This window comes from Mycobacterium sp. HUMS_12744610 (genome assembly GCF_041206865.1).
In the GTDB taxonomy this organism is placed as follows: domain Bacteria; phylum Actinomycetota; class Actinomycetes; order Mycobacteriales; family Mycobacteriaceae; genus Mycobacterium; species Mycobacterium servetii.
Genome location: NZ_JBGEDP010000001.1, coordinates 759,138 through 771,467, shown reverse-complemented (window position 1 = coordinate 771,467; position 12,330 = coordinate 759,138). Strand labels below are relative to the sequence as shown.

8 protein-coding genes and 3 pseudogenes are annotated in these 12,330 nt (G+C 62.8%); 4 read left to right on the top strand and 7 right to left on the bottom strand.

The window, feature by feature from the left end; translation table 11 throughout:
• Positions 1-36: 36 nt before the first annotated feature.
• Both AB8998_RS03920 and AB8998_RS03915 read right to left on the bottom strand, forming a co-directional pair.
• Positions 37-193, bottom strand: a pseudogene (locus AB8998_RS03920) (DUF5078 domain-containing protein); the annotation flags it as partial.
• 245 nt (positions 194-438) lie between these two features.
• Complete coding sequence (locus AB8998_RS03915) at positions 439-1,080, bottom strand: TetR/AcrR family transcriptional regulator (RefSeq protein WP_007172204.1); 642 nt, start codon at positions 1,078-1,080, stop codon at positions 439-441.
• An 804-nt stretch (positions 1,081-1,884) separates the two neighbouring features.
• Between AB8998_RS03915 and AB8998_RS03910 the strand changes: the two genes are divergently transcribed.
• Together AB8998_RS03910 and AB8998_RS03905 are read left to right on the top strand one after the other, a co-directional pair.
• Entirely contained in the window at positions 1,885-4,971 is a 3,087-nt protein-coding gene (locus AB8998_RS03910; protein ID WP_007172203.1) for an MMPL/RND family transporter, read from the top strand.
• On the top strand, positions 4,968-5,864 hold the full coding sequence (locus tag AB8998_RS03905) for an alpha/beta fold hydrolase (protein ID WP_033717417.1): 897 nt from the start codon (positions 4,968-4,970) through the stop codon (positions 5,862-5,864). Before AB8998_RS03910 ends, AB8998_RS03905 begins: the two co-directional genes overlap by 4 nt.
• A gap of 114 nt (positions 5,865-5,978) precedes the next feature.
• Here the strand turns inward: AB8998_RS03905 and AB8998_RS03900 are convergent, their stop codons facing one another.
• Positions 5,979-6,425, bottom strand: coding sequence for a DUF6188 family protein (locus AB8998_RS03900; RefSeq protein ID WP_007172201.1), 447 nt, complete (start codon positions 6,423-6,425; stop codon positions 5,979-5,981).
• A gap of 75 nt (positions 6,426-6,500) precedes the next feature.
• Complete coding sequence (locus tag AB8998_RS03895; protein WP_007172200.1) at positions 6,501-7,112, bottom strand: TetR/AcrR family transcriptional regulator; 612 nt, start codon at positions 7,110-7,112, stop codon at positions 6,501-6,503.
• A 428-nt stretch (positions 7,113-7,540) separates the two neighbouring features.
• Here AB8998_RS03895 and AB8998_RS03890 point away from each other — a divergent pair, with 428 nt between their 5' ends.
• Positions 7,541-8,140: a TetR family transcriptional regulator gene (locus AB8998_RS03890; RefSeq protein WP_033717415.1), complete on the top strand. Its 600-nt coding sequence runs from the start codon at positions 7,541-7,543 to the stop codon at positions 8,138-8,140.
• 159 nt (positions 8,141-8,299) lie between these two features.
• Here AB8998_RS03890 and AB8998_RS03885 read toward each other — a convergent pair whose 3' ends face one another.
• On the bottom strand, positions 8,300-8,977 hold the full coding sequence (locus tag AB8998_RS03885) for a hypothetical protein (RefSeq protein WP_174814221.1): 678 nt from the start codon (positions 8,975-8,977) through the stop codon (positions 8,300-8,302).
• Between the two features lie 169 nt (positions 8,978-9,146).
• On the opposite strand from AB8998_RS03885, the gene AB8998_RS03880 reads away from it, so the two are divergent.
• Complete coding sequence (locus tag AB8998_RS03880) at positions 9,147-10,403, top strand: IS30 family transposase (protein WP_420492635.1); 1,257 nt, start codon at positions 9,147-9,149, stop codon at positions 10,401-10,403.
• Here the strand turns inward: AB8998_RS03880 and AB8998_RS03875 are convergent.
• Positions 10,404-11,331: pseudogene (locus tag AB8998_RS03875) on the bottom strand (IS5 family transposase).
• Positions 11,332-11,377: 46 nt separating this feature from the next.
• Positions 11,378-12,305 (bottom strand): annotated as a pseudogene (locus AB8998_RS03870) (IS5 family transposase).
• Positions 12,306-12,330: the final 25 nt, after the last annotated feature.

The window sequence follows — 12,330 nt, the reverse complement described above, 5'->3', positions numbered from 1 at the left end:
GCATGCAGTCCCGACCGCGGCGGGACTAGGGCGGGGTTAGCTCCAGTTCCAGACCGACATTTCCCCGGGGAAGGTAGTTGTTGCACACGTGGGTGGACTTGGCGACAACGCCCTTGTTGTTGCAGAAGATCTTCATGTGATTGGGCCACGCGAACCAAAGCGGATCGCCGTAGACAGCCTCGGAGAACACGCGAGTTTTGCAACATCCAACGCACCTTTCTCAATAGCGCCCGACGGTCGCTAAGACATCGACCTAAACGCCTACTTTCTGCTGCACCCCGCACCAGAAGACACTTCGGCGACATAGGCCCGCTGGTGACGTTGGCGGTTGGTCTATAGGGAAACCATCAAAGACCTCACCGTCGAGCATGAAGTCCTGAAGTCTTGGAGGACAAAGTGAAGCGGCTGCTGCGGAAAGAGGGGTTTGCGGACGGTGGCCTACGATGCGGGCTCATCGGCCTTGCGGCGGTGCGCGGCGAGGAAGTCATCGACGATGCGCTCACAGTCTTGACGATCGATGGCACGCAGCCCGGTGAGTCGGGCAAACGCCACTGGCCCGACGAGTTGACACAGGATGAGCTCCGGGTCGAAATCGTCGAGGTCGGCGCGGGCTTCGGGGCTTTGCAACAGGGCATCGAATGGCTGGCGATACTGGTCGATGATCCGTGTGCGCAGCGCGTGCCGGTCGTGGGTTTCCTGGGTGCCGTTTGGTGTGCGGCCAAGCGCGACCCAGGCCAGGGTGGTGACGTGCAGCGGTGCCTCCTGGAACAGCGTGGCCTGTCGGCTCAACAGTTCGATGAGTTGGTCGCGCAACGATCCCGTCTCCGGTGCAGGGTGGACCTGCGGCAGCAGCCTTTCAAATGTGGCGGCAAGCAGTTGAGTGGAGCTGCTGAAGTGGCGATACAGGGTCGTGCGCGCGACTTTGGAGGCTTTGGTGACCGCGTCGATGGTGACGGCTTCGATGCCGCCGGCGCTCAGGAGTTTGGTGGCCGCATCCAATAGCCGGGTTCGTGAGCGCAACAGGCGCGGGTCGACGTCATCATCGTCGTCGACCGGGAATTCCAGGGTGTCGCGCTCCATGTAGTCACCGTAAACCTCGCGCGTAGCTGGCCGGCACCGAATCGCGGCTGCATCGGTCGATTGATTCGACCCCTAGACGGCTACGCTACTACTAGTAGCGTAGCGATACCACTAGTACACTTGTCTGTAAGGGTCTGTGGGGCGAAGGAGGACGCATGATCGGGCAGCGGGTCGGACGATCCCTGGTTGAGCAGCTCCAGGGCGCGGCCACCACAGGCCGGTTCGTGTGGCGGACGAACGAACTCTGCCGGCGGGCGCGAGGGGGAATCGCACAGACGGGCGGGGCTGGTCGGCGATGAATGTGCCGCTTGGGCTAACCAAGACGCATGTGTGGGCGCGGGGGGTTCGCGATTTCAGGCTGGTCCGCCGCGGTATCACTCGGCGCCTACACCGACAGCCGCCGGTTGATGACCGCGGCCGCGTTCGTCCCCGTCACTACCCTCCTCGCTCCTGCTCCTACTTGGACGACGAGTTGATGAACCGGGAAATGTATGACCACGTGCGCGACGAGCCGATCAGGTTGATCTCCCGGCTGGGATTTCGCCTGCGCCGTTCATGAAGCGGTCACTGTTTCGGAGTCGGTGCATCGTCATTGTCAAACCGCCTGTGCGCAAAGGGATCACGTGTCGCTGTACCGGACATGCTGGACCGTCGACGGCGCGTTGGTCACCGCCTGAAGCGGCTGGTTGCGCGGCGGCGATCAGAGAGCTTCGGACACCGGTGGCGGTTTCGCCGGGCAGGTAGAAGGGTACTGGTAGTACTGTTGCGATACCGTTGATTTCTTTCGAAGTAGCGGGGCGGGGGATGGCAGACAACGGGTGGGTCTCTTCGGGCGTGGCGACCTTGAGTCGCCCTGTTCGGGAGCGACTTCAAAAGGTTGCGGCCGGTGAGGGCGCGTACAGCGATCGGCTAGCGCGCTTGGCGGGTTTCAGTATCCGACATAAGGTGCTGATCATCGGCATGTGGGTGGTGAGCGCCGCTGCCCTGGCGGTGCTGTTCCCGCAGCTGGAAACCGTTGTTAGACAGCAGTCAGTGAATCTCATACCGCGCGATGCGCCATCGCTTCAGACGGTAGACCGCATGGGCGCGGCCTTCGGCGAGCAGGGATCCAAGACGACGATATTTGTCGCGATGGAGGATCCGGCGGGCCTGACTGCGCCGGTGCGCGGACGCTACAACGCGATGATTTCCCGGTTGCGTGCCGATTCGGAGCATGTGCGCTTGGTTCAAGACTTGTTGGCCGACCCAGTCACCGCAAGCCAGGCAGTCAGCCAAGACGGCAAAGCCTGGTATGTGCCGGTGGGAGTGGCCGGAACGCTGGGCGATCTCAAAGCTGCCGAATCGGTCCAGGCGGTCCGCACGATCGCCGCCCAGGCATTTAGCGGCTCACCCACCGATGTTCGCGTCACCGGGCCCCCGGCCACCTTCCGCGATCAAATCGCTTCGGCCGAAGAGGATTTGGTTGTCATCTCGGTCGCGACAGCAGGCCTGATCGCGATGATTTTGCTGGTCGTGTATCGGTCGGTGTTTACCGCCTTGCTGCCGCTGCTGGTCATCGGCGTGAGCCTGGCGGTGGGGCGCGGAGTGCTATCAGCGTTGGGCGAATCGGGCATGCCGGTGTCGCAGTTCACCATCGCCTTCATGACGGTGATCTTGCTGGGTGCCGGCACCGATTATTCGGTGTTCTTGATCAGTCGATATCACGAGCAGCGACGCCAAAACGTCCCGCCGGATCTGTCGGTGATCAACGCGACCGCCACCATCGGGCGCGTGATTTTGGCTTCGGCCGCCACCGTGGCGTTTGCGTTTCTGGCCATGGTGTTCGCGAAGTTGAGCGTGTTCGCCGCGTTGGGTCCCGCGTGCGCAATCGCCGTCTTTGTCGGATTTGCGGCCACGGTGACTTTATTTCCCCCGGTGTTGGCGCTGGCGGCCAAACGCGGCATCGGTGAACCCAAGGCCGACCGCACACGCCGCTACTGGAACTGGATCGCCGTGGCCGTGGTGCGTCGACCCGTTCCACTGCTGGTCGCCAGTCTGGCCCTGGTGCTAGGCCTGGCGGCCGTCGCGCTGACTATGCACATCAGCTACGACGATCGCCAAGGACAGCCGGCGACCACCGCCAGCAATGAGGGGTATCACCTGCTGGACCGCCACTTTCGCAAGGACGTCATCATCACCGAATTCATGCTGGTTGAATCGCCCACTGATATGCGCACCAGCAAGGCCCTGGCCGACCTGGATGAAATGGCGTCTCGGGTCTCGCAACTGCCTGGTGTCACCAAGGTCTCCGGTGTCACCCGGCCCACGGGCGCACGCCTGGACCAGGCTCAACTGTCGTGGCAAAACGGCCAGATCGGTAACAAGATGGCCGGCGCGGTCGCCAAGGGAGACGCCCATAAGGATGACCTGGCCAAACTCACCCACGGCGCCGACCAACTCGCCGGCGGTCTCGCGCAACTGGACACCACCTTGCGCACCGCGTTGACACCGTTGACCGGGATCCTCACCCAGGCCCAATCCAGTGGATCCCAAGTCCAGCGGTTCCGTCCGCTGCTACAGCAGCTTTCGGCTACCGCCCCGGCCGTCGACCAAGCCATCCGAACCGGTCCGGGACTGCGCCAGCAAGCCGACCAAGCCCAAAACGCAATCGCCGCCATCGACCCGCTCGTCGGTGCGCTCAACACCTCCCCATGGTGTGCGACCACACCGGAATGCGCCCAACTCCGCGACCAGGTGCAGATCCTGGTGACCCTGCGCCATACCGGCTTCTTCAACCAGCTCGCCAACCTCGGCGACCTTTACCAGCCCGGCAGCGACACCGCGGCCGGCACCGTGGCCGACGTCCAAAACGCAATCACGTCGCTGGACAAGGCTTTCGGAGCACTCGGCGACCCTGCCGACCTGGCCGGCAACATCCGCCGCCTCCAAAGCGGCATCAGCCAACTCGCCTCCGGCGCACAGGCCCTCGCCACCGGCGTGCACACCCTGGCCGACAGCAACATCGAAATGCTGTCGGGCATGAGCCAAATCGCCACCCAACTGCAGAATTCCGCACGAACCACCGCCGGCTCAGACAACGCCAGCGGCTTCTACCTTCCCACCAATGCCTTCGAGAACCGCCAATTCGCCGACGTCGCAAAGCATTTCCTGTCGCCCGACGGCAAAACCGCGCGTTTCGCCATCGAATCCAGTTACGACCCCTACAGCAGCGACGCGATGAACCTCGCCCACAAAATCACCGAGATCGCCGATGCCGCACGACCCAACACCTCGCTGGCCAACGCCACGGTGTCGATGGCCGGATTCCCCGCCGTCAACTCCGACATCCAACGCCTGCTTTCCGCCGACTTTCATCAGCTGGCCTTTGCGACCCTCGTCATCGTCGGCCTCATCTTGGTCGTATTGCTGCGCGCCCTGGTCGCCCCGCTCTACCTGTTGGGTACCGTCGTGCTCAACTACGGCGCCGCGCTCGGACTGGGAACCCTCGTCTTTCAATATGGCCTCGGCAAGGAAATCGCCTGGCCCGTACCGCTTCTAGCGTTCATAATCCTGGTGGCCGTCGGCGCCGACTACAACATGCTGCTCATCTCGCGACTACGCGAAGAATCGACCCACAACATTCGCGTCGGCGTCCTGCGAACCGTCGCAAATACCGGCTCAGTCATCACTTCGGCCGGGCTCATCTTCGCCGCCAGCATGTTCGGCCTGATCGTCGGCTCCATCGCGATCATGATCCAAGCCGGGTTCATCATTGGCTGCGGCCTACTTCTGGATACCTTCGTCGTTCGCACGCTCACGGTTCCCGCGATCGCCACACTGCTGCGCGAAGCGAGCTGGTGGCCGCAACGGAAACCCCTGACTCACAACGGCCGACCACATCGGACCACATGACAATTAGCCAGGAGCGCATCCGCACCAGCGACGGGATCACTCTCGTGGCCGACTGCTACCGGCACGCCGCGACTCGCCCCGTCGTGCTGCTCCTCCATGGCGGCGGTCAGAACCGTCACGCGTGGGCCACCACCGCTCGTCGACTCCATTCCCACGGCTACACCGTCGTCGCCTACGACACACGAGGTCACGGCGACAGCGACTGGGACCCGATCGGACAATACGACGTCGAACGGTTCGTATCCGATCTGATCTCGGTACGAGGACACGTCAGCGCCGACAGTCCCCCCGCCGTCGTCGGCGCGTCGCTGGGTGGGCTGATCATCCTCGCTACCCATCTGCTGGCCCCACCCGACCTCTGGGCAGCCGTTGTCCTGGTCGACATCACCCCGCGGATCGAATTTCATGGAGCCCGTCGCGTCGTGTCATTCATGGCCGCCCACCCCGACGGATTCGGCTCACTCAATGACGCCGCCGACATCATCGCCGAATACAACCCCCGGCGCGCGCGACCCGAAAATCTCGACGGCCTGCACAAGGTCCTGCGGCAACGTAGCGACGGACGATGGATCTGGCGCTGGGACCCAGCGTTCATCAGCTCCAACTTCGATGTCCTGCAAGGCAATCTCATGACAGGCAGCGAGGAGTTCGACGCCATCAGCGGATTTCTCGCCGAAGGAGCACGTCGAATCACGGCCCCAACGCTGTTAGTACGCGGCGCACTGTCAGACGTAGTCTCCCAGGAAACCGTCAACGAATTCCTCCAGCTCGTCCCGCACGCCGAAACGACGGACGTCACCGGCACCGGTCACATGGTTGCCGGCGACAACAACGACGCGTTTACCGCCGCGGTCACCGACTTCCTCGACCGCACCACAAGGACCCCGACGTAAGCATCCAGCGAACCTGCACCCGCCCCGGCTGACACGTCGGACACCCATCGAGATGGCTCGATCTATCGTTCGCACGCCTTCGGCGCTTGTGCCGTCCTGTCGCCAGGCGCGCGGCTACTGATGCGCCATGGCCACTGATTGTGTTGCGTCTAAGTCATTCTCGTCAACAGGAAGGTCGTGCCGAATCACCCGGACTCGACCCCGCGGCAGACACGCCATGTAGCCGTGGCACTTGCCATAGAGCTCCCACGAAGTCGCCGCCGCATCCGGGTCGACATCGATGCGGTGGCCGCGGGAGAAACACAGATGCAGCGCACCGTCGTCGTCGCACCAGGCACGCGTGCAGATCGCTCCGGCCAGGTCCAACAGTGGCCGCTCCTCGGCCGAAAGATTGATAGGGTCGATCAACACTTCTTCCTCAGGCCAGCCTGCTGCCGGAGGGAGGGTCAGCCGCATCGGTCGGGAAATCACCAGCTGGTTGTGATCGTCCAGGTCGACTACCAGCCCTTCGTGCAGCGAGACTCGTTGCACGGTGCACTGCTCGATCCATTGCGTGTACATAACCACTCCCTTCGACGCACCAGCGAGTCGCCTACCTATGCTACCGCTAGTAGCGCACCGATACTATTAGTATTGCTATGCGCTCTTGCTCGCGTTCCACGCAGCAAGAATGCGCTGCAGACCTCGATCAATGCGCTCGCGCGCCTCCGCTGCTGTCGCCCGTCCGACGACGAAAGCCATTAGATTGGCCAGCCAGATATCTGCGATGACTCCGGCGATCTGTCGCTCGCAAGCTCCCTGCGTCGGCCCACCAACCGTGCGCGCCAGCATGCTTTCGACGACGTCGGCGGCGTGTTGCACTGTCAAGGCTTCGTCTGTGCCCGCCATAACGAATGCCCGAACCACGGCCTCGGTGAGCTGCAGGTTTTGCTGCCACTCGTCGTGGAGCCGCGCTGTCAACGATCCCAGTCGGTCACTCGGGGAAGCGGCGCACGTGCTCCAGTCGCGTTCCTGATTCACCCGCTCGAACTCACGGGCGAGCAGCGTCACCAGCAGGTCGGTCTTCGACGCGAAATGGTCATACAGTGACCCGACAGTGATGCCAGCTTGCTTGGCCACCGTCTTGAGACGCACGGCCTTGAAACCGCCCGCCGTTGCGACCGCTCGGGCAGCATCGAGGATTGCGGTGCTGCCCCCGGTACCGGTCTCGGAATCTGGCGCCGCGCGGAACGGTACGTCAACCGACACTACGACTTCACTTCGGGGATAGACCTTTCGACGAGGAGGTGGCGGGATGACATTCCTCAAATCCCCCTTCGGGGAAGACGATGTCTTTGCAGACCGTTGGATATGCGTGCAGCCGCAAGCGCAACTGCAAGAGCCGCGAGTGCGGTAAACGGGGCTAGCACGAGCGTACTGGTGACACAGCCATGAGTGGGTACTGAAGCTGTGCCGTCCAGACCGCGGTGCGAAACGCGGACCCGATCGGCGGACGCTTCCGGGCGCACTCGGCAGCGAATACTCATGCGGGTAGCCGCAATTCCCCACGCAACCCACGGCACCCGACGCTGCGACACCGGCAAGGAAATACCCCCAGTACTTTCGGTTTCGCTACGCTACTGTTCGTACCATAGCTCATAATGCAGTTGGAATGTCACATTGACGAAGGTGATGGCATGCCGTCAGCAAACATCCGCTCGTTACGGGACCGACGCCGCGCCGAGTTGATCTCCGAGATCCAGAACACCGCACACCAGCTTTTCGCCGAACGCGGATTCGCTGCCGTGACAACCGAGGACATCGCGGCCGCGGCCGGAATCTCGATCAGTACCTACTTCCGCTACGCACCCACCAAGGAAGACCTGCTTGTCGCACCCGTCCGGCAAACGGTCGCCGAAATCGTTGCGTCCTACCGCGCCCAGCCGTCCGATGCATCAGCAACCGAAACTCTGATGCGTCTGCTTATCGAAACCGCTTGGGACAAAGCAAATCAGAATCTGCAATACTGGCGAGAAGCCATCCGGACCGCCCCCCACCTACTGGGCGAATCGGCGCTGATCAGCGAGAACGATAACCACCGGCTCATCGAACTGGTCGCTACGCATATGGACGTCGACGCGGTGACCGACATCCGCCCCTCGCTGCTGGTCCACACGGGTTTGGCCACTGCACAATTCATACTTCGGCGCTGGCTTAGCACGGACACCAAAACGAGTCCACCGCTCCACATTCAACTGGAACAAGCCTTGAGAATCACACTAGCCGGATTCGACTAATCGCGGACCGCGATGAACCATCGCGCTCGGCGGCAGCCGCGGCCGTTGCCACGTCCACAGCCCGGAGGACCCGGCCGGTAACCCGAAACCCCACACCATATTTGTAACGGCAACCACCGGTGATCAAATGGGCTAACCCTAGTGGGGCAGGCGCAATTGCTAGGTAGAGCCCGCTTTTCGGGTGGCAAGATACTGATTCCAGTCGCGTTTGGCATATGCCGCCCAGCGGGTCGCGGTGACGATATCGATGGCGAGTAGGTCGGCCAGAACTGCGCCCGGTAACTCGGCTGCCATTGTGATGAGGCCGGTGTTGCGACCGCCTCGGATTGTCAGGCCGCTATGTTTGAGTCGCTTGCCGAACACGCCCGAGTTGACTGGGCGGTCTGGTGTTCGTCCGGGAAACAGGAGCCGGTCCGGTGTTGAGGGTTCGGGCAGGGTCGAGCGCCGGGTTGGACGCGGCAGTTGTGCGAGCAGTTGGGCGAGCTTAGGAGGCAGCACCATTTCGTGGTCGCGCAGGGTGAGGTAGGTGTGGCCGTCCTGGGTGTGTATCTGGTTCTGTCGTAACCCGAGTACTCGCATGGTGGTGATTCCGTACAGCAGGATGAGCGCACCACTGGCGCGCACATCGATGTCAATGGTGTTGTCGTTGAGGCATCGGCGGAGTTGCTCGAGGTGCGTGGCTTCGTCGATGAACACCGAGGGCGGGCTGGGTCGGTTGGCCGGCGCGGAGGCGCCGTGGGTGATGCGACGCTGAGTTGTCCAGTGCAGGAAGGGCCGGATCTCTCGGTGTCGCCAGGTGCCGTGGGCCAACCAGTTGTCGATGTCTGCTTGGTCCATGGTGGCGAGGGTGCGTCCCCGGGTCTCGAGCCAAGCGAGGAATTCCAGTGCGACGCACACCTGGCGGCGAATGCGTGCTGCCCCGGTGTCGGCGTCGTCTGAAAACTGACCCCGTGTCCCCGGGTGGTTTCTAGGGGCGGTCGCAACACTTCTCTAGGTTCTGGAGGTTGTGTTGTCATCGTCGCGTCGCGTGAAAAAAGGCCCGGGCCGACGGCCACAGTCCGCCAAGCGTGAGCGATTTACGGAGCTGCGCGCCCGGGGCTGGTCCATCTTGGCGGCGGGTCGTGAAGTCGGTGTGTCCCGTACCGCAGCAAACAATTGGGCAAGGGGGTACAAAACCTATCGGCGTGGCGAGGCCGTGGGATTCGTGCCCGCACTCGATCGTTTGGCTGTGCGCCAGATCAGCGATCGCTATCTATCCGAAGAGGAGCGGATCGGCATCGCCGATCTGCGCCGCACGGGCATGGGTGTTCGGCAGATCGCCACCACGCTTGGCCGGGCACCATCGACCGTATCGAGGGAGTTGCGCCGCAACAGCCGCCGCGACGGCCAGTACCGGCCGTTTGAAGCCCACCGCTGGGCGGTTCAGCGCAGAGCGCGTCGTCACCAGCGGCGGGTCGACAAGAATCCCGCCCTGTGTGACCTGATCGCCGAGCTCCTCGCTCAACGGTGGAGCCCGCAGCAGATCGCCCGACACTTGCGGCGCGAATACCCCGAGGACCGATTGATGTGGTTGTGCCACGAAAGCATCTACCGGGCTGTGTACCAACCCCATTCGCGCTTGATACGGCCGCCACAGGTCAGGTCGTCACACCGGGGTCCGTTGCGCACTGGCAGGACCCATCGCCGCGCGCACCAGCGGCCGGGTCGGCGGCGTCCGAGGTTCGCCCAGCCGATGTTGTCGATCCATCAGCGGCCATTCGCTCCCGCCGACCGCAGCCAGCCGGGGCATTGGGAAGGTGACCTCATCGTCGGCAAGAACCAGCGCTCGGCGATCGGGACCCTGGTCGAGCGCCAGACCCGCCTGATTCGGCTGATGCACCTTCCCACCCGTGACGCCGACTCCCTGCGTATCGCGATCGCCACGACCATGGGTGGCCTGCCATCGAACTTGATCCGATCGATCACCTGGGATCAGGGCATCGAAATGGCCCGACACACCGACATCACCGCAGACCTCGGCGTGCCGGTCTACTTTTGCGACTCCCGCTCGCCGTGGCAGCGCGGCAGCAACGAGAACGCGAACGGGCTGCTACGCCAATATTTCCCCAAGGGCACCAGCCTAAGCACCTACACACCCGACCATCTGCGCGCTGTCGAATACGAGATCAATAACCGCCCCCGCCACACCCTCGAAGACCGCAGTCCCGCCGAACTTTTCACCGCGCTGCTAACCTCACCAGACCATCAACTGTTGCGACGTTGACTAGGGCGTGTCTCCCAATTGGTTGTTTCCGACGCGGGAATGGATTACGGCGCAGGCCAATAGGACACCGCCGAGGTAGGTCAGGGCGTATTTGTCGTAGCGGGTCGCGATACCGCGCCATTGCTTGAGCCGGTTGTAGCCTCGTTCGACGGTGTTGCGCAGACCGTAGAGCTCGGCGTCGAACGCCGGTGGGCGACCCCCGGCCGATCCCTTGGCCTTGCGCCGGGCGATCTGGTCTTTGCGTTCGGGAATCGTGTGCTTGATTCTTCGGGAACGTAATTCGGTGCGCGTGCTCGGGTGTGAATACGCCTTGTCGGCGAGCAATCGGAAGTCGCCACCGGTCACACCGTGCTCAGCGCAGGCGTGGTCGTAGTCGTCGAGCAAAGGCAGCAACTGCGGATTGTCGCCGGCCTGGCCAGCGGTCAACCGGACCGCGACAACAGCTTCGCGCTGATCGGTCAGGGTGTGGATCTTGGTGGTCAGCCCGCCTCGCGAACGCCCAATTGCATGGTCGTCGGGTTCATCGGCGGATTTCTTGTAATTCGACAGGGCCCCCTTTTGCCAGCGTGTCCGACCGGGCACCCGCCGAATGTTGATGCGCCCGTACGTTCGTCGAATCCACCGACAACAGCTTCTCGATATCGCCGGCCATCTCGGCGTCGAACCCGAAGGCGTGCGCCACCTGAGCAAACATCACGTCATAGGTGCCATCCAGCGACCATCGGTGATGACGCTTCCACACCGTTTTCCATGGCCCGAAATCAGCGGGCAGGTCCCGCCACGGGCATCCCGTGCGAAACCGCCAGGCAATCCCCTCCAAAATCAACCGGTGATCACCAAACCTCCGGCCCCGCTTGCCCTCATGCGAAGGCATCAACGGCTCAACCACCGCCCAGAACTCGTCAGAAATCACACCAATCCGCGTCACCAGCCAATCCTGGCTGGTCAACAGTCGAAAAATTGGGAGACACGCCCTAGGGCGTGTCTCCCAATTGGTTGTTTCCGACGCGGGAATGGATTACGGCGCAGGCCAATAGGACACCGCCGAGGTAGGTCAGGGCGTATTTGTCGTAGCGGGTCGCGATACCGCGCCATTGCTTGAGCCGGTTGTAGCCTCGTTCGACGGTGTTGCGCAGACCGTAGAGCTCGGCGTCGAACGCCGGTGGGCGACCCCCGGCCGATCCCTTGGCCTTGCGCCGGGCGATCTGGTCTTTGCGTTCGGGAATCGTGTGCTTGATTCTTCGGGAACGTAATTCGGTGCGCGTGCTCGGGTGTGAATACGCCTTGTCGGCGAGCAATCGGAAGTCGCCACCGGTCACACCGTGCTCAGCGCAGGCGTGGTCGTAGTCGTCGAGCAAAGGCAGCAACTGCGGATTGTCGCCGGCCTGGCCAGCGGTCAACCGGACCGCGACAACAGCTTCGCGCTGATCGGTCAGGGTGTGGATCTTGGTGGTCAGCCCGCCTCGCGAACGCCCAATTGCATGGTCGTCGGGTTCATCGGCGGATTTCTTGTAATTCGACAGGGCCCCCTTTTGCCAGCGTGTCCGACCGGGCACCCGCCGAATGTTGATGCGCCCGTACGTTCGTCGAATCCACCGACAACAGCTTCTCGATATCGCCGGCCATCTCGGCGTCGAACCCGAAGGCGTGCGCCACCTGAGCAAACATCACGTCATAGGTGCCATCCAGCGACCATCGGTGATGACGCTTCCACACCGTTTTCCATGGCCCGAAATCAGCGGGCAGGTCCCGCCACGGGCATCCCGTGCGAAACCGCCAGGCAATCCCCTCCAAAATCAACCGGTGATCACCAAACCTCCGGCCCCGCTTGCCCTCATGCGAAGGCATCAACGGCTCAACCACCGCCCAGAACTCGTCAGAAATCACACCAATCCGCGTCACCAGCCAATCCTGGCTGGTCAACAGT

Excerpts from the sequence above, each read along its gene's own strand:
- AB8998_RS03915 (WP_007172204.1), bottom strand. The coding sequence starts at position 1,080 with ATGGAGCGCGACACCCTGGAATTCCCGGTCGACGACGATGATGACGTC.
- AB8998_RS03910 (WP_007172203.1), top strand. The coding sequence starts at position 1,885 with ATGGCAGACAACGGGTGGGTCTCTTCGGGCGTGGCGACCTTGAGTCGC.
- AB8998_RS03905 (WP_033717417.1), top strand. The coding sequence starts at position 4,968 with ATGACAATTAGCCAGGAGCGCATCCGCACCAGCGACGGGATCACTCTC.
- AB8998_RS03900 (WP_007172201.1), bottom strand. The coding sequence starts at position 6,425 with ATGTACACGCAATGGATCGAGCAGTGCACCGTGCAACGAGTCTCGCTG.
- AB8998_RS03890 (WP_033717415.1), top strand. The coding sequence starts at position 7,541 with ATGCCGTCAGCAAACATCCGCTCGTTACGGGACCGACGCCGCGCCGAG.
- AB8998_RS03885 (WP_174814221.1), bottom strand. The coding sequence starts at position 8,977 with ATGGACCAAGCAGACATCGACAACTGGTTGGCCCACGGCACCTGGCGA.